The sequence below is a fragment of the Sphingomonas bacterium genome, assembly GCF_903644135.1.
GTDB lineage: Bacteria > Pseudomonadota > Alphaproteobacteria > Sphingomonadales > Sphingomonadaceae > Sphingomonas.
Window position 1 is genome coordinate 1 of the sequence record NZ_CAHJXA010000010.1, and the last position, 22,372, is coordinate 22,372.

General features: G+C 67.7%; 22 protein-coding genes. 15 read left to right on the top strand and 7 right to left on the bottom strand.

Annotated elements, in window-relative coordinates; translation table 11 throughout:
* The 4 genes from HUU96_RS01420 to HUU96_RS01435 all read left to right on the top strand — a co-directional run.
* The coding region (locus HUU96_RS01420; RefSeq protein WP_217430236.1) for a helix-turn-helix domain-containing protein at positions 1-317 on the top strand (317 nt) is incomplete at its 5' end.
* A 91-nt stretch (positions 318-408) separates the two neighbouring features.
* A complete protein-coding gene (locus HUU96_RS01425; RefSeq protein WP_174291082.1) occupies positions 409-879 on the top strand; it encodes an SgcJ/EcaC family oxidoreductase in 471 nt (156 codons plus the stop codon).
* Positions 876-1,658, top strand: coding sequence for a hypothetical protein (locus HUU96_RS01430; RefSeq protein WP_174291083.1), 783 nt, complete (start codon positions 876-878; stop codon positions 1,656-1,658). The genes HUU96_RS01425 and HUU96_RS01430 overlap by 4 nt, the downstream gene beginning before the upstream one ends.
* Positions 1,659-1,797: 139 nt before the next feature.
* Positions 1,798-4,155 carry a TonB-dependent receptor gene (locus HUU96_RS01435; RefSeq protein WP_174291084.1) on the top strand — a complete coding sequence of 786 codons (2,358 nt, stop codon included), beginning with the start codon at positions 1,798-1,800 and terminating at the stop codon, positions 4,153-4,155.
* A gap of 52 nt (positions 4,156-4,207) precedes the next feature.
* Here the strand turns inward: HUU96_RS01435 and HUU96_RS01440 are convergent, their stop codons facing one another.
* Positions 4,208-6,022 carry an N-acyl-D-amino-acid deacylase family protein gene (locus HUU96_RS01440; protein ID WP_174291085.1) on the bottom strand — a complete coding sequence of 605 codons (1,815 nt, stop codon included), beginning with the start codon at positions 6,020-6,022 and terminating at the stop codon, positions 4,208-4,210.
* 35 nt (positions 6,023-6,057) lie between these two features.
* Positions 6,058-6,909: a metal-dependent hydrolase gene (locus HUU96_RS01445; RefSeq protein ID WP_217430237.1), complete on the bottom strand. Its 852-nt coding sequence runs from the start codon at positions 6,907-6,909 to the stop codon at positions 6,058-6,060.
* A gap of 148 nt (positions 6,910-7,057) precedes the next feature.
* On the opposite strand from HUU96_RS01445, the gene HUU96_RS01450 reads away from it, so the two are divergent.
* The 3 genes from HUU96_RS01450 to HUU96_RS01460 are packed head-to-tail and all read left to right on the top strand — an operon-like array spanning position 7,058 to position 10,583.
* Entirely contained in the window at positions 7,058-7,669 is a 612-nt protein-coding gene (locus HUU96_RS01450) for a TetR/AcrR family transcriptional regulator (protein WP_174291087.1), read from the top strand.
* 39 nt (positions 7,670-7,708) lie between these two features.
* The gene (locus tag HUU96_RS01455) at positions 7,709-8,869 is read left to right on the top strand and encodes an epoxide hydrolase family protein (RefSeq protein ID WP_174291088.1); all 1,161 of its coding nucleotides are present in this window, start codon (positions 7,709-7,711) and stop codon (positions 8,867-8,869) included.
* 31 nt (positions 8,870-8,900) lie between these two features.
* Complete coding sequence (locus HUU96_RS01460; protein WP_174291089.1) at positions 8,901-10,583, top strand: FAD-binding protein; 1,683 nt, start codon at positions 8,901-8,903, stop codon at positions 10,581-10,583.
* A 1-nt stretch (position 10,584) separates the two neighbouring features.
* Here HUU96_RS01460 and dmpG read toward each other — a convergent pair whose 3' ends face one another.
* The 5 genes from dmpG to HUU96_RS01485 are packed head-to-tail and all read right to left on the bottom strand — an operon-like array spanning position 10,585 to position 15,414.
* Entirely contained in the window at positions 10,585-11,622 is a 1,038-nt protein-coding gene (gene dmpG, locus HUU96_RS01465) for a 4-hydroxy-2-oxovalerate aldolase (protein WP_174291090.1), read from the bottom strand.
* Positions 11,619-12,560, bottom strand: a complete 942-nt coding sequence (locus HUU96_RS01470; RefSeq protein ID WP_174291091.1) for an acetaldehyde dehydrogenase (acetylating) — start codon at positions 12,558-12,560, stop codon at positions 11,619-11,621. Before HUU96_RS01470 ends, dmpG begins: the two co-directional genes overlap by 4 nt.
* A gap of 10 nt (positions 12,561-12,570) precedes the next feature.
* Positions 12,571-13,353 (bottom strand): fumarylacetoacetate hydrolase family protein, encoded by a 783-nt coding sequence (locus tag HUU96_RS01475; RefSeq protein ID WP_174291092.1) that lies wholly within the window; start codon positions 13,351-13,353, stop codon positions 12,571-12,573.
* The gene (locus tag HUU96_RS01480; RefSeq protein WP_174291093.1) at positions 13,346-14,164 is read right to left on the bottom strand and encodes an alpha/beta fold hydrolase; all 819 of its coding nucleotides are present in this window, start codon (positions 14,162-14,164) and stop codon (positions 13,346-13,348) included. Before HUU96_RS01480 ends, HUU96_RS01475 begins: the two co-directional genes overlap by 8 nt.
* A gap of 29 nt (positions 14,165-14,193) precedes the next feature.
* Positions 14,194-15,414 carry an acyl-CoA dehydrogenase family protein gene (locus HUU96_RS01485; RefSeq protein WP_254604858.1) on the bottom strand — a complete coding sequence of 407 codons (1,221 nt, stop codon included), beginning with the start codon at positions 15,412-15,414 and terminating at the stop codon, positions 14,194-14,196.
* A gap of 206 nt (positions 15,415-15,620) precedes the next feature.
* Here HUU96_RS01485 and HUU96_RS01490 point away from each other — a divergent pair, with 206 nt between their 5' ends.
* From HUU96_RS01490 to HUU96_RS01525, 8 genes are all read left to right on the top strand, one after another.
* Entirely contained in the window at positions 15,621-16,541 is a 921-nt protein-coding gene (locus HUU96_RS01490; RefSeq protein WP_174291094.1) for a VOC family protein, read from the top strand.
* Complete coding sequence (locus tag HUU96_RS01495) at positions 16,525-17,433, top strand: CoA transferase subunit A (RefSeq protein ID WP_254604857.1); 909 nt, start codon at positions 16,525-16,527, stop codon at positions 17,431-17,433. Before HUU96_RS01490 ends, HUU96_RS01495 begins: the two co-directional genes overlap by 17 nt.
* A 1-nt stretch (position 17,434) precedes the next feature.
* Positions 17,435-18,226 carry a CoA-transferase subunit beta gene (locus HUU96_RS01500; protein WP_174291095.1) on the top strand — a complete coding sequence of 264 codons (792 nt, stop codon included), beginning with the start codon at positions 17,435-17,437 and terminating at the stop codon, positions 18,224-18,226.
* Positions 18,223-19,119, top strand: a complete 897-nt coding sequence (locus HUU96_RS01505; protein WP_174291096.1) for an enoyl-CoA hydratase — start codon at positions 18,223-18,225, stop codon at positions 19,117-19,119. The genes HUU96_RS01500 and HUU96_RS01505 overlap by 4 nt, the downstream gene beginning before the upstream one ends.
* On the top strand, positions 19,119-20,180 hold the full coding sequence (locus HUU96_RS01510) for an NAD(P)H-dependent flavin oxidoreductase (protein WP_174291097.1): 1,062 nt from the start codon (positions 19,119-19,121) through the stop codon (positions 20,178-20,180). The genes HUU96_RS01505 and HUU96_RS01510 overlap by 1 nt, the downstream gene beginning before the upstream one ends.
* A gap of 10 nt (positions 20,181-20,190) precedes the next feature.
* On the top strand, positions 20,191-20,940 hold the full coding sequence (locus HUU96_RS01515; RefSeq protein WP_174291098.1) for an enoyl-CoA hydratase family protein: 750 nt from the start codon (positions 20,191-20,193) through the stop codon (positions 20,938-20,940).
* Complete coding sequence (locus tag HUU96_RS01520; RefSeq protein ID WP_174291099.1) at positions 20,940-22,097, top strand: acyl-CoA dehydrogenase; 1,158 nt, start codon at positions 20,940-20,942, stop codon at positions 22,095-22,097. Before HUU96_RS01515 ends, HUU96_RS01520 begins: the two co-directional genes overlap by 1 nt.
* On the top strand, positions 22,097-22,372 hold a 276-nt coding region (locus HUU96_RS01525), incomplete at its 3' end, for an acyl-CoA dehydrogenase family protein (RefSeq protein ID WP_174291100.1). The genes HUU96_RS01520 and HUU96_RS01525, both read left to right, overlap by 1 nt.

Here is a 22,372-nt window from a genome sequence, read left to right on the forward strand (position 1 = left end):
TCGCGGCGGCAGCGGAGCGGATGCGCCGCGTCGCCGGCCGCGGCGAGACGGCGGCGCTGATCCCGCCCGACACCGTGTCGCCCCGCCAGTTCAGGCGGCTGTTCGAGCGTCAGGTGGGTATGGCGCCGAAGCGGTACGCGCGCATCATCCGGCTGGGCGCTGCCCTCGCCGCCAAGTCGGCCGCCCCGGAGCGCAGCTGGACCGACATCGCCCACGATTTCGGATGGTTCGATCAGGCGCATCTCGACAAGGATTTCCGCGCGCTGGCGGGCTCCATACCGTCCGCCTATCCGCTTGCACATCAAGTGGAGCGATGACCGTTCCTTACTATCGACGGGGCGGCGGCCTGCATTAGCGAGAGCCGGGGCGCTCGCGAGGAGCCGCCCGCAACGATCCGTGGAGCCCGTCATGTCCGATCCCGCCGCCATCGCCTTGTCGCCCGACGACGAGGCGGCACTCCATGCCGTGATGGCACGGCACGCCGCGGCCTGGAACGCGCACGACATGGCTGCGCTCGTCGCCGACATGGCTGCCGATGTCGGGTGGATCAACGTCGTCGGGATGCAGTGGACCGGCCGCGAGCAGGTCCGCCGCGCGCACGAGGCGCTGCACCGGACGATGTTTGCGACCAGCCGCCTGACCCAGATGTCGCTGGAACTGCGTGCCGTGGCGGACGGCCTCGCCCTCGGCATCAACCGGACGATGATGGAAGGTGCCGGCCCGACGCCCGACGGCCGTCCCTATCCGGCGGCGGGCAGCGTCATGACGCTGTTGTTCGCGCGCACGGACGGTGCCTGGCGGATCGTCCACGGCCACAATACCAACATCGATGCCCGCGCCGCCGCGCACGACCCCGCAACGGCCGCCGGACCGCGATGACGGCTCTGGCGGCGCAGATGGCGGCCGAACCGGCTGCCGCGCGGCCATCGCGCTGGGCGGAGCCGCCGTCCGGCCGACGTTTCTACATCGGCATGGCGGTCGCCTGCCTGCTGGTGTCGGCCGTCCCGTTCGCGCCGTCGATGGTCGATCGAAGCCATCGGCTAGGCTCCGCGACAGCGCTCGTCGTGGTACATGGCGGGCTGTTCTTCGCGTGGCTGCTGGCCTTCCTGGCGCAGACCATCCTGATCGGGCGCGGGGATTACCACGCACATCTCCGCCTTGGCATCGCTGCCGCTATCCTTGCTGCGGCCATGGTCCTGGTCGGTTACGAGACGGCGATCGCGATGACGCGGCGCGGCTTCGACTTCAGCGGCGACCTCGACCTCGTTCACGATCCGCTCGGGCCGCGTGGGCAGCTGATCTTTCCGCTGCTCGACATCGCCGAGTTCGGGTTGCTGATCGCGGCCGGACTGATCCTCCGGCACCGCAGCGACTATCACAAGCGGCTGATGCTGTTCGCGACGGTGGCGCTGTTGCCGGCCCCGTTCGCGCACTTCATCGGTCACAGCCCGGCGTTGCGCCCGCATGGCGCGCTCGTCGTCCTGCCGATCGTCGTGTCACTCGCGGCGAGCGCGGCGCGTGATCTCGCGACGTTTCGGCGCGTCCACCCAGTGTCGTTCTGGGTGGCGCTGGTCATGTTCGTGCTCGACAATCTGAGTGCCACGATTGTCGGCCACAGCACGGCATGGCTGCGCATCGTCGACCGGCTGGTCGGCTGAGGCAGGGCCGATCCGCCGCGAATTGGCGAACTCACCGTCGCCGCTGCCATAAAGTCGTCACGAGTTGCGGGCAAAGCCTTCCCACGCCGCGCACGTCCGAGACAGGATGGCGCGGTCCACGCTTTGGGGGATCGACGACATGAATAGCTCTAAACTGGCCGCCCTGCTGCTCGCGGGTGCCGCGACGCTCGCCATCATCCCCGCCGCCGCGCAGACTCAGATCGCCGGCGGCCCGGCCGCGACTGACCAGGCCGACGACAGCAACACGGTGGTCGTGACCGCGCAGCGCCGCAGCGAGAACACGCTCGCCGTGCCGGTCGCCGTCTCGGTGATCCGACCCGAGCAGTTGCACGACTACGACGCCGCCGGCGGCGATACGCTGCTGTCGCTGTCGGGCAAGGTGCCGAGCCTCTATGTCGAGACCTCGACCGGCCGCATCTTCCCGCGCTTCTACATCCGCGGCCTCGGCAACATCGACTTCTACCTGGGTGCGTCGCAGCCGGTCGAGGTCATTCAGGACGACGTGGTCGAGGAGCATGTCGTCCTCAAGTCCAACCCGGTTTTCGACGTCGCCGAGGTCGAGGTGCTGAAGGGCCCGCAGGGATCGCTGTTCGGCCGCAACACCACGGCCGGCATCGTCAAGTTCGACACCGCCCAGCCGAGCGAGACCTGGGCCGGGCAGGGCTCGGCCAGCTATGGCCGCTTCAACAGCGTCAACCTCGACGCGGGCGTTGGCGGGCCGCTGACCAAGGACGGCAGCATCAGCTTCCGCCTGTCGGGACTGTTCCAGCATCGCGACAACTGGATCAGCAACGTCTATACCGGTCCGTCGGATGACGGCACCGTCGGCGGCCACAACAAGCTCAACGGCTTCGACGAGCGCGACCTTCGCCTGCAGGTCCTCGCCAAGCCGAGCGACAAGCTCAGCGTCCGGGTGTCCGGTCATTACCGCGACTTCGCCGGCTTCGCGTCGATCTTTTATCGCGGCTCGATCCTGCCCGGCACCAACGCGGTGCCGGCGTCGTTCGACCGAACGGTCGTCGTCTATGACGAGGCGCAGAACAACCCGCAGGCGTACAAGACGCATGGTGCCTCGCTGAAGGCGAGCTACGATTTCGGCGGCGCGACGCTCACCTCGATCACCGCCTGGGAACATGCGTCGGGCTACAGCCGCGGCGACACCGATGGCGGCGCGGCGGCGAACTTCGGCGGCACCCCCGCCAATTACTGCGCGGTCGGCTGCGGCGAGTCGCAGGGCCGGCTGCGCTACCTCGACCAGTGGACGCAGGAGCTGCGCCTCGCCAGCCCGGACACCGGCCGCTTCAAGTGGCAGCTCGGCGGCATCTATTTCGACCAGCGCGACAATACCGAATTCGACCAGCGCAGCTTCTTCCTGACCAGCAATGTGCTGGGTACCGCGCCCAATCCGAACAATTTCGTGCTGCTGCACGACCATAATTTCTCCTATGCGGCGTTCGGGCAGGCGAGCTACCAGCTCACCGACAAGCTGACCGCAACCGGCGGCGTGCGGGTGACGCGCGACGTCAAGACGACCAACCTGCTGCTCCACCCGAACTTCGTGAACCTGGCGGTGCCGGTGACCGCGCCGGCGTCGTCCTACGCCTGCGGCACCGCGCAATATTGCCGCCTGTCGGACACCAAGCCCAGCTTCGACGGCAGCCTGCTCTACCAGGTGTCGTCCGAGGCCAGCGTCTATGCCCGCGTCGCGCGTGGCTTTCGCGGGCCAACCATCCAGGGCCGCTCGGCGGTGTTCGCCACCGCCTATACGACTGCGGATTCGGAGACCAACACCAGCTATGAGGCGGGCGTGAAGACCTCGTTCTGGGACGGCCGCATCCACTTCAACACCGCCGGCTTCTATTATGTCGTCGACCATATCCAGCTGAACGGCAACGATGCCAACGGCAACGGCGTGCTGTTCAACGCCAACAAGGGCAAGGGCTATGGGGCCGAGGCCGAGCTGGATGCACGGCCGATCGCCAATTTCCACATCGGCGCGGGGCTGAGCCTGCTGCACACGGAGATCGACGATACCAGCGTCTACGCCCAGGTCGGCGCGGCGGGCGGCGTGCTATCGGAGCGGGTGCTCAATCCGACCGTGCGGATCGGCAACAATTACTTCGCGCAGATCAACCACAACCCGTTCCCGAACGCGCCGGACTACAACATCAACGTCAACGCGCGCTACGACCTGCCGCTGTCCGACAAGAGCAAGCTGTTCCTGGCCGGCGACATCAACGTCCAGGGCCACACCAACTTCGTCCTGTACCGCTCGGTCGAATACACCGCCAACGGCAACTATGAGCTGGGCGCGAAGCTCGGCTATGCGTTCGGCCGTTACGAGGCGGCGGTGTTCGCGCGCAACATCACCAATAACAAGAACCTGGTCGATGTGATCGACACTTCGAACTATCGCGCCGGCATCTACAACGATCCGCGCGTGTTCGGGCTGATGCTCAGCGGTTCATTCCGCTAAGCCAATTCGGCTCCCGCCTCGCGCAGGCGGGAGCCGAACATCGGCAGATCAACTACGCCGATGCGTAGGCGCGCGTTTCTTTCATGGAAGACGTCGCACGCGGTTGGCCGTCGCGCATCAGGCGACCCGGACGCTCGCCCGTGTCCTGGTCGTTGCGGCGAGAGACCGTGCCGCTCAGCACCGTGGCGAGGAAGCCCGACGTCGCCTGGTTGAGCCGCGCGCCGCCGGCGGGCAGGTCATGCGTGATCTTCGGCGCACCCAGCGCCATGCCGTCGAAATCGATCACGTTGACGTCCGCCTTCAGGCCGGTCTTCAGCAACCCGCGATCGTCGAGCCCGAAGCACCGCGCGTTCAGGCCGGTGATCCGCGCGACCATATCCTCCAGCCGCAGCCTGGGACCGCGCTTGCGGTCGCGCGCCCAGAAGCTGAGATGGAACGGCAGCATCGACGCGTCCGAGATCAGCTTCATGTGCGCGCCGCCGTCCCCCAGCGACGAGATCGTGGTGGGGTCCTGCAGCATCGTGCGGACATGATCGAGATTGCCGTTCGAATAGTTGATCAGCAGATGCACGACGCTGTTGCCGCCGGTGTCGGCGGTGAGGTGGTCGTACAGGACCCGCTCCAGCGGCAGGCCGCGCGCCGCGGCCAGGGCCTCTGCCATGCGGTCGGGCGTCGGCTCATATTCGCTGTTGCCGGGGCCGAACAGATAGCCGCGGCCACCCAGCGCCTCCATCATCATCACGCCGTTGGCCGCGTCCTGACCGATCGTCTCCACGCCGAGATTGGCCTCCGACAGGATCGCATCGCGACGACTGTCCTCGCGCATCGCCCGGACGCGCTCGGCAAGGGGCAGAGCGGCGATCTCCAGATAGGAGGGCCGCGCGGCGAAGTTGTGGAAGCCGTCCAGCATCGAGATCAACCCGAAACCGCGCGACGCGATATGGGCGTAGACCGGCAACCCGGCCGCATTGGCGTCGTGCGTCATGTCGAGCATCATCCGCCAGTCGTCGGCGTCGCTGTCGAACTGCTGGAGCAGGTAATGCACCGGCCGGCCGGAGTGACGGGCGATATCCTCGATCAGGCGATGCTCGGCGACCCGCTCCTCGCGGGTCAGGACCGGCGAATAGGGCGTCGCTCCCGCTGCGCCGCGCGGCACGATCTGGAACCGGCCGCGACCGCTTTCCGCCATCGCTGCCGACAGCGCGAAGAACTCCTCATGCTCGGCGAAGGTGCCGGGCGGGTTGTTGCGCTCGGCCCCGTAGATATGGTCGGTAATCCGCCCCGCGGAGATGCCGAACGCACCGACATCCATGGCTTCGCGGACGAGGTCGGTCATCACCGCCAGATCGTCGCTGGTCGCGGCCTGATGCGTCACCGCGCGATCGCCCATGGTGAACACGCGCATCGGTGCGTGCGGCGCGAGGACGCCCAGGTCGACACCGAACTTCCGCTTGTCGAGGAAGTCCATATATTCCGGAAAGCTCTGCCACTTCCACGGCACGCCTTCGGCCAGCACGATGCCGGGGATCGCCTCGACGCCCTCCATCACCGCGATGATCAGGTCGCGATCCTGGGGGCGGACAGGCGCGAAGCCGACGCCGCACATCCCCATCATCGTCGTGGTGATGCCGTTGGAGAAGGACGGGTCCATCGTGTCGTCCCAGGTCGCCTGGCCGTCATAATGGCTGTGCACGTCGACGAAGCCGGGCGTCACCAGCGCGCCATCGGCATCGATCTCGTCGGCGGCGGGGCCGGCCTGACCGCCGACCTGGACGATCACGCCGTCCTTGATGGCGACGTCGCCGGTAAATGCGTCGCTGCCGCTGCCGTCGGCGATGCGTCCACCGCGGATGACGAGATCATGCATGTTCGCTCTCCTGTTTGTCTTATCGTTGATCCTGCTTACGCCGCCACCAGCTCCGGTTCGGCGTGAACAGGCTCGGCCTCGCGCGTGCCGTAGATGCGGGTCATGTCCTCGCCGCCCTGATAACGCTTGCCCCACTCATAGTAATAGTCGGGCAGCGCCTCGTGCTCCGGGTTATGCCACGGCAGCTGCGCCGCCAGGATGCCGAAGAAGGAGCGCAGGCGCGACTTCAGCGGCAAGACGACATCGCTCTTCATCATGTAATAGCTGTGCGGCACATCGGTCACATGCTCGCGGAACTCGGCGTCCATCATCGCGTACATGTCCTTGGCGTGGCGCATATAGTGCCGATAGTTGCGGACACGGTACAGATAGCTGCCGACAACTTCGTCGTAGACGATCAGGCCCGAGCTGCGATGCTCGATCTCTTCGAAGAAATGCCAGAGGAACAGCGAGGCGACACGCGCGTCGCCCTTTTCGAACAAGACGTCGCGATGGTCGATCAACATCCGGAACATCGGCGTGAAGACGCTCTCCAGCCCGCCGACATAGCCCAGGTGGAACTTGAGCGACTCGCGCTTGTAGAGCTCATCGAACGAGCCGATCACCTTGTCCAGCGTACCCTGCAGGCCCGGATAGCGCGCGATCAGCGCCTTGATGTGCTTGCGGTGCGCGACCGAATGGATCGCCTCCTGCTCCCGGAACGCGCGGGCTTCCGCCAGCACTTCCGGGTCCTTGATCAGCGCCTCGGCGTCGCGAACCGCCTGGCAGATGTAGCGCTCGAAGCCGATCGCGAAGAACGACATCTTGTTCATGGCGATCGAGAAGACGGGATTGTCCCGGTTCCAGATGAACTCCACGCCCTCGAACGAGAAGGGGATTTTTCTCATCACAAGATCCGTCATCGCATCCTCCTGTCGCCATTTCGCTGCAACTGATCGACTCGCTAAAGCAAAATGGACACCGCGTCCATATGCTATGCGCAGAAACTCTCTACCTTAAATACGCACTACCGTGCTAGCAGGAGCAACGATGCCGATGAATGCCGCCTCTTTCGCTCCTTCTAGCTCCAGCAGCGGCCGCAAGGCGGCGACCCGATCGCAGGTGTGCGCAGCAGCCAATGCGGTCTTCATCGAACGCGGGTTCGCCAGCCCGACGATGGAGGAGATCGCGCAGCGGGCCGGCATCCGGCGCTCGACCCTCTACACGCACTTTCGCGAGAAGGACGCGATCCTGGCGGCGATCGCAGAGGACTATATCCATGAGGTGCGCGAGGTCATCGCCGCGCTGCCCGGCCCGGTGCCGACGCGCGAGCAGGTCGAGACCTGGCTGGCGCACTTCGCTCAGTTCGTCAGCGAGCATCGCGGCCCCGCCGAGCTGATCGTCTCCACCGCGCATCTGAGCGACGCGCCCGCGCCCGCGCTGAAGTTCGGGGCGCAGGTGATGGCCGCGTTCGCGGTGCGGCTGGCGGCGTTCCGGAAGGCGATGGAGCCGGGCGAGACGTTTCGGCAGGCTTGGGCGGAGGCGACGCTGCGCGAGCTTGGATCGGCGCTGAACTATCGGTCGCACCACGGTGACGTCGCGGTCGCGCGCGAGCGGATGCGCGTCGCGGCCATGCTGTTCTACCGGTTCGTCAGCCAAGAGCCATGATCCTCAAGGATCAGGACCAAGAGAGAGGGACGCAGCATCATGGCTGAAGACATCGCGCCGTTCAGGATCGAGATACCCGACGCCGATCTCGTCGATGTGCGCGAGCGGCTGGCGCGGACCCGCTGGCCGCGGGAGATCGGCGACAACTCCGGGTGGCAGGTCGGTGCCAATCTCGCCTTCATGCGGGAGCTGACCGGGTACTGGCTCGACGGGTATGACTGGCGGGCGGAGGAGCGGCGGATGAACGCATTTCCGCAGTTCCGCACGACGATCGACGACGTGCCGATCCATTTCCTCCACGTCCGCGGCAAGGGTCCCAACCCGACGCCGCTGATCCTCAATCATGGCTGGCCATGGACTTTCTGGGACATGCGCAAGATCATCGAACCGCTCAGCGATCCCGCGGCGTTCGGCGGCGATCCCGCGGATGCGTTCGACATCGTCGTGCCCTCGCTCCCCGGCTTCGGCTTCTCCGCCCCGCTCGACAAGCCGGGCGTCAACTTCTTCAACACCGCCGATCTGTGGCTCAAACTGATGGAGCGGCTCGGCTACCACCGCTTCGGCACGCAGGGCGGCGACTTCGGGGCGATGGTGTCGGCGGTGCTGGGGCACAAGTTCCCCGACCGGATCATCGGCGCGCACCTGCACTTCATCGCCGCCTTCAAGCCGCCGTTTCCCGAGCCCGCCGACTTTACTCCCCAGGATTATGCCTGGGGTCTAAAGACCCAGACCTTCATGGAGCAGGGTGCCGGCTACATGGCGGTGCAGCGGACCCGGCCGCAGTCGCTCGCCTTCGCCATGAACGACTCGCCGGTGGGGCTCGCCGCCTGGCTGGTCGAGAAGCGGCACGCCTGGGCCGATTGCCGCGAAGGATTCGAGACCGTCTTCAGCAAGGACGATCTCATCACCTCGACGATGATCTACTGGCTGACCGAGACCTTCGGCAGTTCGGCGCGCTATTATTTCGAGGCGGGCAACGGCGACGGTCCGGTTCATGACCGGCTGCCGGTGGTCGAAGCGCCGGTCGGCGTCCTCCAGTTCGAGCACGACGTCATGCCGCAGCCGCGCAAATGGGCGGAGAAATATTACAATCTGCAATCCTGGAAGACGATGGACAAGGGCGGCCATTTCGCCCCGATCGAAGCGCCCGACGCGCTGGTCGACGACGTGCGCGCCTTCTTCCGGACCTTGCGCGCATAGCGGCGACGACAACGATAGAACGGGAGAGGGTATGACGTTCGATAAAGAGGTGGACCTGCTGGTCGTCGGATCGGGTGCCGGTGCGCTGGTCGCCGCCTTGCGCGCCTCGCGGGCGGGGGCCGACGTGCTGGTCGTCGAGAAGGGCGCGATGTGGGGCGGCACCTCGGCGACCTCGGGCGGCGGCATCTGGATACCGGGCAGTCACCTCGCCGCCGCCGCCGGCCACGCCGACGACCTCGACGATGCGTTCGGCTATGTCCGCGCGCTGACCGCGGACAATGTCGCCGACGACCAGATCCATGCCTTTGTCGACAACGGCCACCGCATGATCGCCTGGATCGAGCGCGAGGCCGACATCGCCTATGCCGCGCTGCCTTACCCCGATTATTATCCCGACGTCGCCGGCAGCCGCGAGGGGTTCCGCACGCACCTCATCCCGGGCGCGTTCGACGCGCGCAAGATGAACCGCGCCGCGTTCGACACGATGCAGCGCGCCTCGCCCGCCTCCAGCCTGTGGGGCCGGATCAACTGGGTGCTGGCCGAGACCTATGTCGCCCTGTTCCGGCCCAAGGGGTGGTGGAAGACGATCGGCAAGGCGTTCGCGGGCTATTGGCTCGACCTGCCGCAGCGTCTGCGCAGCCCGCGCGACCGGCGGCTCACACTGGGGACGGCGCTGCTCGGCCTGCTCCGCAACGCGCTCGACAAGACCGGCACGCCGCTGTGGCTGAACAGCCCGTTCGTGTCGCTGATCGAGGAGGGTAGCCGCATCGACGGTGCGGTCGTGCGGCACGAGGGGCGCGACCTCAGGATCGGCGCGCGCAAGGGCGTGATCCTCGCGGCGGGCGGGTTCGAGCGCAACGCGGCACTGCGCGCCGAGCACCTCCGCGTAGCGCATGATCCGTTCGCCTCGGGGTCGCAGGTCAACAACAGCGGCGACGCTCTTGTTGCGGCGCGTGCCACGGGTGCGGCGGTGCGGAACATGGACTCGGCCTGGTGGGCACCGATCTTCCGCATCCCCGGCGAGGATCGCAGCCGCCTGTCGACCTTCGAGCGGGCGCTGCCCTATTCGCTGATCGTCGACCGCACCGGGCGGCGCTACGCCAACGAAGCGCTGTCCTATCATCGTTTCGGCGAGACGATGCAGCAGGTGGCGGATGCCGATCCGAGCTGGATGATCTTCGACGCGCGCTATCGGGCGCGATACCCGGCCGGGCCGGTGATCCCCAACATCCCCGACGCCCTTCTGAGCAAGGGCGCGCGCCAGGTACTGGTGAAGGCGGCGACGATCGCCGAGCTTGCCGCCGGCACGAAGCTCGATCCGGCAACGCTGGCCGCCACGATCGACCGGTTCAACACCATGGCGCGTACGGGCACGGACGAGGATTTCGGCCGTGGCCAAAGCGCCTATGACCAGCTGTACGGCGATCCGCGGGTCGGACCGAACCCGACGCTGGGCCCGGTCGAGAAGGCACCCTTTTACGCGATCCCGCTACACCTGGGCGACATCGGCACCAATGGCGGGCTCGTCACCGACGGCCGCGCCCGCGTGCTGCGCGAGGATGGCAGCACGATCGAGGGCCTTTATGCGGTCGGCAACGTCGCCGGATCGGTAATGGGCTATTCCTACCCCGGCGCGGGGGCGACGCTGGGGCCGGCGATGACCTTCGGCTTCATCGCCGCCGCCGACGCCTGCCGCATCAACGAACTGGCCTGAGTCACGCCGCGGCTTCGCGTGCCTTGACGAGGTCGAGCGCGACGTCAACGATCATGTCCTCCTGCCCGCCGACCATCTTGCGCCGACCCAGCTCGACCAGGATCGTGCGGGTGTCGAGGCCATGGTCGGCCGCGGCTTTCTCGGCATGGCGCAGGAAGCTCGAATAGACGCCGGCATAGCCCAGTGCGAGCGTCTCGCGGTCGACGCGGACCGGCCGATCCTGCAGCGGCCGGACCAGATCCTCGGCGGCGTCCATCAGCTTCATCACGTCGCAGCCGTGATTCCAGCCCTTGCGGTCGGCGGCAGCGGCGAACACCTCCAGCGGCGCGTTGCCCGCGCCCGCACCCATGCCGGCGAGCGACGCGTCGATGCGGACCGCGCCCTCCTGCGCCGCGACGATCGAGTTGGCGACGCCGAGCGAGAGATTGTGGTGCGCGTGCATCCCGCGCTGCGTCTCGGGCCTGAGCACCCGGTCATAGGCGCGGAACCGGTCGCGCACCCCGTCCATGTCGAGCGCACCGCCGCTGTCGGTCACATAAACGCAATGCGCGCCATAGCTCTCCATCAGCAGCGCCTGCTGCGCGAGCGCTTCCGCCTCGATCATGTGGCTCATCATCAGGAAGCCCGACACGTCCATGCCGAGATCGCGGGCGATGCCGATATGCTGCTTGGCGACGTCCGCCTCGGTGCAATGCGTCGCCACCCGTACCGAGCGCACGCCCAGCGCATAGGCGCGGCGCAGCTCCTCGGCGGTGCCGAGCCCCGGCAGGATCAGTGTGGTCAGCACCGCACGGCGCAGCACGCCCGCGACCGCCTCCAGCCACTCCCAATCGGTATGCGCGCCAAAGCCGTAGTTGAAGCTCGCGCCCGACAGGCCGTCGCCATGCGCCACCTCGATCGCGTCGACGCCGGCCTCGTCCAGCGCCCGGGCGATCGCGGCGACATGGTCGAGCCCGTACATGTGGCGGATCGCGTGCATCCCGTCGCGCAGCGTCACATCTTGGATGTAGAGCTTGTCGCGAGCCACGTCGAAGGTCATGCCGCCACCCTCCGGTCGAGGATGCGCTGGGCGAGCAGTTCGCCGGTGGCCTTTGCCGCCGCGGTCATGATGTCGAGATTGCCCGAATAGCTCGGCAGATAGTCGCCCGCGCCCTCCACCTCCAGGTAGATCGACGTCTTGATGCCGCTGAACTCGCCGCGGCCGGGGATGGTCAGCCTGTTGTTGTCGCCGAACCGCTCGAACTGCACCTCCTGCTTCAGGCGATAGCCGGGGACATAGGCCTGCACCCTGGCGACCATCGCCTCGATCGAGGCGCGGATCGCCGCCTCGTCGCCGCCTTCCGACAGGGTGAAGACGGTATCGCGCATGATCATCGGCGGTTCGGCCGGGTTGAGGATGATGATCGCCTTGCCATGCGCGGCCCCGCCCACCGCCTCGATCGCGCGCGCAGTGGTGCGCGTGAACTCGTCGATGTTGGCGCGGGTGCCGGGCCCGGCGGAGCGCGACGACACCGACGCGACGATCTCCGCATAATGGACGGTCGCCACTTGGCTGACCGCGGCGACCATGGGGATCGTCGCCTGGCCGCCGCACGTCACCATGTTGACGTTGGGCTGGTCGAGATGCGCCGCCATGTTGACCGGCGGGATGGTGAACGGGCCGATCGCGGCCGGGGTCAGGTCGACCACCTGCTTGCCGTCGGCGCGCAGCTTCGCGTCATGCTCGACATGCGCATAGGCCGAGGTCGCGTCGAAGACGATGCCGATGTCGGGATAGGTGGCCATCGCCCTCAGCCCGTCCAGTCCTTCATGTGTGGTCGCGACGCCGCGCTCGCGGGCCAGCGCCAGCCCCTCGGACCGCTCGTCGATGCCGACCACCACCGCGAGTTCCATGTTCTGCGGGTATTTGACCATCTTCATCATCAGGTCGGTGCCGATATTACCCGACCCGATGATCGCCGCCTTGACCTTGCTCAACGCCTTCTCCTCAGACGAACCGGGCAGCGCATCGCCCGATGCCGTGCAGTTCCATTTCAAACAGGTCGCCCGCCGCGACCGTCGCCAGCGGCACCAGCGACCCCGACAGGATCACGTCGCCCGCGTCCAGCGTCACGCCATATGCGCCGAGCGTGTTGGCCAGCCACGCCACCGCCTGCAGCGGCGAGCCCTGCACCGCCGACCCATAGCCTTCGCTGAGCGGCGCGCCGTTCTTGTCGACGGTGACCCGCAGCGCGCTCAAGTCGAACTCGCGAGGATCGGCGCGGGCCTCGCCCAGCACGAACACCCCGCACGAGGCGTTGTCGGCGATCGTGTCAGCGATGCCGATCCGCCAGTCGTCGATGCGGCTGTCAACAATCTCGAAGCAGGGCGCGATGCTGGCCGTCGCGGCCAGCACGTCCGCCGCGGTGATGCCGGAGCCGTTCAGGTCGCTGCCCAGGATGAAGGCGATCTCGGCCTCGGCGCGCGGCTGGATCAGCCCGTGCGCGGCGATGTCGATATCGCCCTCGACCAGCATCCGGTCGGTCAGGAAGCCGAAATCGGGCTGATGCACGCCCAGCATGTCCTGCACCACCTTCGACGTCACCCCGATCTTCTTGCCGATCACGCGCTCGCCATCGGCGACGCGGCGCTTCAGGATGTTGAGCGAGATCGCATAGGCGTCATCGATCGTCAGCGACGGATCGCGCGCGATCAGGGGCGGCACGGTGCGACGGTCGCGCAACGCTTGGTAGAGGTCGTCGGCGTGCCGCGACGCCGTGGCGCTAATCATGCAGGAAGGCGAGGGCGTAGCGGTTGAACTCGTCCGCGCGTTCGACCTGCACCCAATGCCCGACCTTGGCGAAGGTGACGACGCGCACATCGTCGCACTGCGTCAGGAAATGATCGATGCCACTGAGCGGCATGAAGCGCTCGGCATGGCCCCAGAACACCAGGATCGGCAGCTTCAGCTCGCCCAGCCGCGGTCGCAGGTTAGGCGTGCGCATCCGTACCAGCACGTCCTTGGGCTGGGTGCGCGCGACCGCGAACCGCTCCTTCACCAGCGCGTCGGTGACGTGCACCGGATCGTGGACGAGGCTGACGAGGAGGCGGCGCTGCTCGGCCTCGTCAAAATCGGGGCTGCCGAAGGAGGAGACCATGCCGGCGATCCCCGGCATCTTGAAATACTCCTCGCGCTCCTCAATGCAGCCCGGTGCCATCAGGATCAGCCGATCGACGAAACCGGGATGATCAAGCGCCATCTGCAACGCGATGCCGCCGCCCAGCGAATTGCCGATCAGCGTCGCCCGCTCGATGCCGCAGCCCCGCAGCGCCTCGTGCAGCGTATCGGTGAACAGCGCGAGCGTATAGTCGATGCCGGCGGGCTTGGACGATGCGCCATAGCCGATCAGGTCGGGCAGCACGACGCGGAACCCCGCCGCGACGAACGCATCGACATTGCCGCCGAAATTGGCCCGGCCCGATGCGCCCGGTCCGCTGCCATGGATGAACACCGCCGGCCACCCGTCGGGCAAGCCGGCCTCGTTCACCACCAGATCATGGCCGCCCGCCACGCGGTGCGTGCTTGTCCGCCACTCGGCCATCGACCAGACGTTCCTCGCCTGCCGCCCGCTCAGAGGAACATGAACGCAGGCGCCTGGCCCATCAGGCCGCCGACGACGTCGCCAGCCATGTTGTTGGGATCATTGGCGACGTGCGCACGCGCCGCATGGAGGTCCAGCCATGGCTGGATCACCGGGCTCGACATGTAGATCGCCCGTCCGCCGAGCAGCGGCAGCAGCGCGTCGACCAATTCGGCACAGCGCCGCACCACCGACGAGGACTGATAGCGGTATAGGGTGCGCTTCTCCATCGGCACGTCCTCGCCGCGCTCGGCATGGCCGAGCATGTCGTCCATGTTCCGGCGCAGGACGACCTCTATCTCGTCGATCTGGGCATGAGCCTTGGCGATCGCACCCAGCACCAGCGGGTCGGCCTTGGACGCCTTGCCGGTGTTGGTCGAGACGCGGTTGGCGGTGATCTCCAGTGCGCCCTTCACCGCCGCCTTGGCTCCGCCCAGCGCGGCGGTGGACACCAGCCGCAGGAAGATCTGCGCCCAGGGTAGCTGGAACAGCGGCGCGTCATTCTCCGCCTGGCCGGGGTTCCGGCACAGGAAGCCGTCGGCTGCCTTGTGGGTGCGATAGTCGGGGATGAAGGCGCGATCGACGACGATGTCCTGGCTGCCGGTGCCCTGGAGGCCAAAGGTGTGCCACGCATCCTCGATGACGTAATCGGCGCGCGGCAACAGGAAGGTGCGCATGTCGGGCGCGCCGCCCTCCTCGGCGGGGGGGATCATCGCTCCGAGCAGCACCCAGTCGCAATGCTCGCACCCGCTGGAAAAGCCCCAGCGGCCGGACAGGTAGAAACCGCCCTCGGTCCGCTCGACCTTGCCGACCGGCTGATAGGAGGAGGAGACGAGCACGCTGTCGTCGTCGCCCCAGACATCGACCTGCGCCTGATCGTGGAACAGCGCCAGCTCATAGGGATGGCCGCCGACGACGCCATAGACCCAGCCAGTCGACATGCAGCCCTCGGCGAGCAGCTTCTGCACCTCGAAGAACACGTTGGGGTTCATCTCGTACCCGCCCCATCGCTTGGGCTGGAGGATGCGGAAGAAGCCGGCCTCCTGCATCTCGGCGATCGTCTCGGCGGGGATGCGCCGCGCGGCCGTCGCCTGCTTGGCGCGCGATTTCAGCACCGGCACCATCGCGCGAGCGCGCTCGATCAGGATCTCCGCCGTCACCAGCGGCTCATCGAGTTCCGCCCCGATGTCGCTCGAAAAATCTGCGGTCATCACGTTCATGTCCGGTCTCCTGTCGCCGCTTGGCCCAGCGCCTGATAGTGCGTAGACGTAAATGTACGTTTCTACGCATTGTGTCAAGAAGACAGCGGGGGTTGCATTGTCCGCGCCGGGGTTTTAGCGCTGCATCAACGCGGACGGGCGTCGGTTTAGCCGAACAGTCGCCAGACCGCCATTGTCTCTGAACGGGAGCGGGATGGGTGAGCGTGAAGTCGTTGGGCTACGTCGTCATCGAGACGCGCGATCTGGCAGCATGGCGTGAGTTCGGCACCACGATCCTCGGCGTCATGGACGCCGGGTCCGACGATCCCGACGTGCTGCTGCTGCGCGTGGATGACCGACCGTTCCGTTTCTGGATCCGCAAGGGAGAGCGCGAGGCGTTCGTCGCGCCGGCGTGGGAACTGGCGTCGCAGGACAGCTTCGACGCGACGGTCGCCAAGCTGGAGGCGACCGGGCGGCCGGTCGAGCATGCCGACATTATGGAAGCGCGCGCCCGCCAGGTCTATGCGCTCGCCCGCTCGTCGGACCCGTGCGGCAACGCCTTCGAGATCTTCCATGGCCGCTTCTGCGATTACGTGCCGTTCGTGTCGCCCGCTGCGGTCAGCCGCTTCGTCACCGGCGACAATGGCGACATGGGGCTCGGCCATATCGTCCTGACCGCGCCGGCGTTCGAGGAGACCCACGCCTTCTACAAGAGCGTGCTCGGGTTTCGCGACAGCGACCTCGGCCGCTTCTACCTGGGCGGCGGCGGTCCGGACGATCCCGGTGTCGGCTTCGCCTTCATGCACGCCCGCAACGGCCGGCATCACAGCTTGGCGCTCGGACAGATGCCGGAGAACCCCAACGGCGCGGTGCACATGATGCTGGAGGTGGGGACGCTGGAGGATGTCGGCCGCGCCTATGACCGCGTGCTCGGCAGCAAGGGCAAGGTGGTGCTGTCGGCGACGCTGGGACGGCACGTCAACGACAAGATGACCTCCTTCTACGTGCGGACGCCCGGCGGGTTCGACATCGAATATGGCTGGAACGGGCTGGTGATCGATCCCGACACCTGGGTCCCGACCACCAGCCTCGGCATCAGCGACTGGGGCCATCAATGGGCGCATGAGAAGGGCGACTGATCGGATGCTCGACAAGCGCATGACGATCGAGGACGTCGTCGACCATTTGTCCGACGGGATGACGGTCGGGATCGGCGGCTGGGCGACGCGGCGCAAGCCGATGGCGCTGGTGCGGGCGATCGCGCGGTCGGGGCTGAAGGACCTGACCCTCGTCGCCGGCTATGGCGGCCCCGACGTCGGCCTGCTCGCCGCCACCGGCAAAATCCGCAAGCTGGTCTTCGCGTTCGTCACGCTCGACCATCATCCGCTGGACCCGCACTTTCGTGCCGCGCGCCAGGCCAGCGCGTTCGAGGTGCTGGAGCTTGACGAGGGCATGTTCCACTGGGGACTGCGCGCCGCGGCGATGAAGCTGCCCTTCCTGCCGACCCGGATCGGCATCGGCACCGATATCATCACCCAGGCCGGCTTCGCCTTCAAGACGGTGACGAGCCCGTATGAGGACGGCGAGACGCTGGTGGCGATGCCCGCCATCGCGCCGGACGTGGCCCTGATCCACGCGCATCGCTCGGACCCGGCCGGCAACCTGCTGACCTTCAGCCTCGATCCGTTCTTCGACGAGCTGCTGGTCCGCGCCTCGACCCGCAGCTTCGCCAGCGTGGAGCGCATCGTGCCGACCGCCGAGCTGGACATGCGCGCCAATGCGCGGTTCAACCTGGTCGAGCGCGCGATGATCACTGGCGTCGCCGAGGTCCCCTACGGCGCGCACCCGACCAGCGCGGCTCCCGACTACCAGCTCGATCCGGCGCACCTCGCTGCCTATGTCGACAGCGCCGCGTCGCCCGAGGCCTGGGCGGCGTATCGCGCGCGCTTCGTCGACGTGGCGCAGGACGATTATGTCGCCGCGGTCGGCGGCGCGGCGACGATCGCCGCCTCTCCCGTGGCGATCTACTGACATGACCTATTCGCTCGCCGAACTCGTGATCGTCGCCTGCGCCGAGGCGTGGCGGGACGTCGGCGAGGTGATGGCCACCGGCATCGGTCCGCTGCCGCGGCTGGGGGCCGGGCTCGCCAAGCTGAGCTTCGCGCCCGCCATCCAGACCAGCGATGGCGAGGGCCTGTACACCACCGCGCCGGTGCCGCTGGGCAAGCGCCTCGCCCAACCCGAATATGAGGGCTGGGCCCCGTATGACCGCATCTTCTCGGCGCTGTGGAGCGGCCGGCGCCATGCGATGGTCGGGCCGGTCCAGATCGACCGGTACGGCCAAGCCAATATCAGCGTGATCGGCGATCACCGCCGGCCGAAATCGGCGATGCTGGGCGCGCGCGGCTTTCCCGGCAATTCGATCTGCCACCCCAACAGCTTCTTCGTGCCGAACCACAGCAAGCGGACTTTCGTCGAGGGCGAGGTCGATTTCGTGTGCATGGCGGGGTACAATCCGGCGCGCTACGTCAACGGCAAGCCTCCGGCGGGGCTCGACCTGCGGTTGATCGTCACCAACCTCGCGGTGCTCGACTTCGGCGGGCCGGAGCATCAGGTCCGGATCGTCTCGCTGCACCCCGGCGTGACGGCCGGGCAGGTGGAGGAGAATACCGGCTTTCCGCTCGCCCGGCCCGCCGGCGATATCCCCACCACCCCCGCACCGACGCCCGAGCAGCTGGCGCTGATCGCCGCGCTCGATCCGCACGGGATGCGGGCGAAGGTGTTCAAGGACGATCCGCCGGGCGACCCAGGGGCGGCGGCATGAGCGACCTGGTCGAGCCGCGCCAGGCCGAGATCGTCTACGAGACCGGCGAATCGGTGCGCTACGAGGTGGATGGCGCGGTCGCGCACGTCGTCATGAACCGGCCGGGCTTTAACAACGCCCAGAACAGCCAAATGACCTATGCGCTCGACGCCGCCTTCCGCCGCGCGGTGGACGATGACGCGGTGCGGGTGATCGTGCTGCGCGGCGAGGGCAAGCATTTCTCCGCCGGGCACGACATCGGCACGCCGGGCCGCGACGTGGCCGCATCATGGGATCGGCAGACGTTGACGCCCGATCACGCCAACAAGCCGGCCGCCGAGTTCCTCTACACCCGCGAGCATGAGGTGTATCTCGGCATGTGCCGCCGCTGGCGCGACATCCCCAAGCCGACGATCGCCGCGGTGCAGGGCGCGTGTGTCGCCGGCGGGCTGATGCTGGCCTGGGTGTGCGACCTGATCGTCGCGACCGACGATGCGTTCTTCCAGGACCCGGTCAATCGCATGGGCATCCCCGGCGTCGAGTATTTCGCGCACGGCTTCGAGCTGCCGCCGCGGGTCGCCAAGGAGTTCATCCTGCTCGGCGCGCGGATGCCGGCGGCGCGGGCGTATCAGTTCGGCATGGTCAACCAGCTGTCGACCCGCGACACGCTGCTCGCCGACGTCAAGGCGATGGCGGACGAGCTCGCGTCGCGGCCGCGGCTCGGCAATTGGCTGACCAAGCAGGCGCTCAACCACGTCGAGGACCTGCGCGGCAAGCGCACCGCGATGGACGCGGTGTTCCACATGCATCACTTCGCCCATGCGCAGAACGACCTGACCTCGACCAACAGCCTGGGTGGCCTCGACGCCCGATCGATGGCGGCGGCCAACAAGCAGGCGGCGGGCGAAGACTGATGGGCGAGCCGCTCCATACCGTCCTGGTTGAGCGGCTGGGCTGTCGCTGGCCGATCGTGCAGACCGCCATGGGTTGGGTGGCGGAGCCGAGCCTGGTGGTCGCCAGCAGCAACGCGGGGGCGTTCGGCTTCCTGGGTGCGGCGGTGATGACCCCGCCCGAGGCGCGCGAGAAGCTGTTGGCGGTACGGCGCGGCACCGACCGGCCGTTCGGCGTCAACTTCCACATGTTCCAGCCGGGCGCGAGCGCGATCGTCGACCTGATCGTCGCCAACAAGGACCAGGTCCGCGCCGTGTCGTTCGGACGCGGGCCGGACGCGGCGATGATCGGCCGGTTCAGGGATGCGGGCATCCTGTGCATCCCCACCGTCGGCGCGGTGAAACATGCGCACAAGATGGCCAAGCTGGGCGTCGACATGATCACCGTACAGGGCGGCGAGGGCGGCGGCCATACCGGCTCGGTGCCGACCACCGTCCTGCTGCCGCAGGTGCTCGACACGGTGCGGCTGCCGGTGATCGCCAGCGGCGGCTTCGCCGACGGGCGCGGGCTGGCGGCGGCGCTCGCTTATGGTGCGGTCGGCATCGCGATGGGCACGCGCTTCCTGCTGACGCAGGAGAGCCCGGTGCCGGCGAGCACCAAGGCCGCCTATCTCGACGCCACCACCGACGGCATCGTCGTCACCACCAAGCTGGATGGAATCCCGCAGCGGATGGTGCGGTCCAGGGCGATGGACCGCATCGAGCGCTCGGGGCCATGGAGCATGTGGCTGCGCGCGCTGGAGAGCGGCCGGCGGATGAAGGCGCAGACCGGTGCGTCATGGCCCGACATGCTCCGTTCCGCCCGCGGCATGACCGCGCATGGCGCGATGCCGCTCAAGCAGGCGATCATGGCCGCCAACACGCCGATGCTGATCCAGCGGGCGATGGTGCATGGCGATATCGAGCATGGCGTGATGGCGACGGGCACGGTCGGCGGCCGGATCGACGACCTGCCGACCTGCCAGGCGCTGGTTGATCGCGTCGTCGCCGAGGCGCACGACCGCCTCGCCGCGCTGGCCGCCTGAGGAGATCGCGATGCCGATCACCCTCACCGTGCGCGACCGGATCGCCGAGATCGTGTTCGACGTGCCGCCGGTCAACGCCTTTGACAGCGAGACCTGGAACGCGATCCCCGCGCTGCTGCGGCAGGCGAGCGAGGATGCCGGCGTCAACGTCGTGCTGATCCGTGCCGAGGGCCGCGGCTTCTGCGGCGGTGTCGACATCAAGGAGATGCAGGCGCATCCCGAGCGGATCACGCTGCTCAACCGCGGCAACTACCTGACCTTCAAGGCGGTGCGCGACTGCGCGGTGCCGGTAGTGGCGGCCGTGCACAATTTCGTGATCGGCGGCGGCATCGGCATCTGCGGCGCGTCCGACACGATCATCGCCGCCGACGACGCCTATTTCTCGCTGCCCGAGATCGATCGCGGCGCGATGGGCGGGGCGAGCCACCTGTCGCGGATGCTGCCGCTGCACAAGGTGCGCGCGGCCTTCTTCACCGGCGGCCGTATCCCGGCGCAGGAGGCCTATCGGCTCGGCGCGGTCGAGACGGTCGTGCCGCGCGCTGCCCTGCTCGACGAGGCGCGCGCCTTTTGTGCGGCGATCGCCAGCAAGAGCCGCACCGCGCTGGTGATCGCCAAGGAGGCGCTCAACGGGCTGGAGCCGCGCGACGTCGATCGCGGCTATCGCTGGGAACAGGGCTTCACCCTCGAAATGTACCTGCACGCCGACAGCCAGCGCGCGCGCGACGCCTTCGTCGAGACCGGGAAGGCGGCGTCGTTCTGATGGACCTGACCTACACGCCCGAGCAGGTCGCGTTCCGCGGCGAGGTGCGCGGCTGGCTGGAGGCGCATGTGCCTGCCGCGCCGCTGGAGCATTACGATGCCAGCCGCGCCGGCTTCGAGGCGCACCGCGCCTGGGAACGGACGCTGAAGTCGGGCGACTGGGGCATGGTCACTTGGCCCAAGGCCTATGGCGGGCGCGGGCTCGACCTGATCCAGTGGCTGATCTTCGAGGAGGAATATTACCGCGCCGGCGCTCCCGGCCGCGTCAACCAGAACGGCATCTTCCTGCTCGGGCCGACGCTGATCGAGTTCGGCACCGATGCGCAAAAGGCGCGGTTCCTGCCGGCGATGGCCAGCGGCGACGATATCTGGGCGCAGGCCTGGTCCGAGCCGCAGGCGGGCTCCGACCTGGCCGGCGTCCGCGCGACCGCGGTGCCGGACGGCGACGATTACGTGCTGAGCGGCCACAAGATCTGGTCGAGCCGTGCGGCGTTCGCCGACTGGGCGTTCGGCCTGTTCCGCGCGCCCGGCAGCGAGCGGCACCAGGGGTTGTCGCTGATCTTCTTCCCGCTGGATGCGCCCGGCGTGACGATCAACCCGATCCGCAAGATCAACGGCCATATAGGCTTTGCGGAGATCTTCCTCGACGAGGTGCGCGTGCCCGCCTTCAACCGGCTGGGCGACGAGGGCCAGGGCTGGCACATCTGCATGGCGACGGCGGGGTTCGAGCGTGGGCTGATGCTGCGCAGCCCGGCCCGCTATCAGGTCGCGGCGGCGAAGCTGGCGGACCTGTACCGCCGCCACGAAAACCGGGTCGACCCGGCGCTGAAGACGCAGGTGGCGCGCGCCTTCATGAACGCGGAGGCCTATGCCCTTTCGATTTACTCGACCGCGAGCCGGCTGATGGCGGGCGCGAAGATCGGGCCGGAGGCGAGCACCAACAAGATCTTCTGGTCGGAACTGGACATCCACCTTCACCAGACCGCGCTGGAGATACTTGGCCCGGCCGCCGAGCTGTTGCCCACAGCACCGCGCAATGGCGGCGAGGATGACTGGCTGGACGACTATATCTTCGCGCTCGCCGGTCCGATCTACGCCGGATCGAACGAGATTCAGCGCAACATCATCGCCGAGCGGATGCTCGGCCTGCCGCGCTGATGGACTTCACCCTGTCCGAAGAGCAGGCGATGTTCGCCGAGACCGCCAGGACGCTGCTGGCCGACACCTGCACGCCCGCACAGCTGCGCGAGCAGATGGCGCGGGGCGAGGCGCGCGAGCCCACGCGCTGGGCGGCGATCGTCGAGACCGGGCTGACGCTGGTGATGCTGCCCGAGGCTGCCGGCGGCATCGCGCTGTCCGAGGTCGACTTCGCCCAGATCGCGGAAACGGCGGGCTATGCCGCGTTGCCGGAGCCGCTGGTCGAGAGCGCCGGC

Coding starts and splice junctions, on each gene's coding strand:
- HUU96_RS01425 (WP_174291082.1), top strand. CDS start 409: ATGTCCGATCCCGCCGCCATCGCCTTGTCGCCCGACGACGAGGCGGCA.
- HUU96_RS01430 (WP_174291083.1), top strand. CDS start 876: ATGACGGCTCTGGCGGCGCAGATGGCGGCCGAACCGGCTGCCGCGCGG.
- HUU96_RS01435 (WP_174291084.1), top strand. CDS start 1,798: ATGAATAGCTCTAAACTGGCCGCCCTGCTGCTCGCGGGTGCCGCGACG.
- HUU96_RS01440 (WP_174291085.1), bottom strand. CDS start 6,022: ATGCATGATCTCGTCATCCGCGGTGGACGCATCGCCGACGGCAGCGGC.
- HUU96_RS01445 (WP_217430237.1), bottom strand. CDS start 6,909: ATGAGAAAAATCCCCTTCTCGTTCGAGGGCGTGGAGTTCATCTGGAAC.
- HUU96_RS01450 (WP_174291087.1), top strand. CDS start 7,058: ATGAATGCCGCCTCTTTCGCTCCTTCTAGCTCCAGCAGCGGCCGCAAG.
- HUU96_RS01455 (WP_174291088.1), top strand. CDS start 7,709: ATGGCTGAAGACATCGCGCCGTTCAGGATCGAGATACCCGACGCCGAT.
- HUU96_RS01460 (WP_174291089.1), top strand. CDS start 8,901: ATGACGTTCGATAAAGAGGTGGACCTGCTGGTCGTCGGATCGGGTGCC.
- dmpG (WP_174291090.1), bottom strand. CDS start 11,622: ATGACCTTCGACGTGGCTCGCGACAAGCTCTACATCCAAGATGTGACG.
- HUU96_RS01475 (WP_174291092.1), bottom strand. CDS start 13,353: ATGATTAGCGCCACGGCGTCGCGGCACGCCGACGACCTCTACCAAGCG.
- HUU96_RS01480 (WP_174291093.1), bottom strand. CDS start 14,164: ATGGCCGAGTGGCGGACAAGCACGCACCGCGTGGCGGGCGGCCATGAT.
- HUU96_RS01485 (WP_254604858.1), bottom strand. CDS start 15,414: ATGACCGCAGATTTTTCGAGCGACATCGGGGCGGAACTCGATGAGCCG.
- HUU96_RS01495 (WP_254604857.1), top strand. CDS start 16,525: ATGAGAAGGGCGACTGATCGGATGCTCGACAAGCGCATGACGATCGAG.
- HUU96_RS01500 (WP_174291095.1), top strand. CDS start 17,435: ATGACCTATTCGCTCGCCGAACTCGTGATCGTCGCCTGCGCCGAGGCG.
- HUU96_RS01505 (WP_174291096.1), top strand. CDS start 18,223: ATGAGCGACCTGGTCGAGCCGCGCCAGGCCGAGATCGTCTACGAGACC.
- HUU96_RS01510 (WP_174291097.1), top strand. CDS start 19,119: ATGGGCGAGCCGCTCCATACCGTCCTGGTTGAGCGGCTGGGCTGTCGC.
- HUU96_RS01515 (WP_174291098.1), top strand. CDS start 20,191: ATGCCGATCACCCTCACCGTGCGCGACCGGATCGCCGAGATCGTGTTC.
- HUU96_RS01520 (WP_174291099.1), top strand. CDS start 20,940: ATGGACCTGACCTACACGCCCGAGCAGGTCGCGTTCCGCGGCGAGGTG.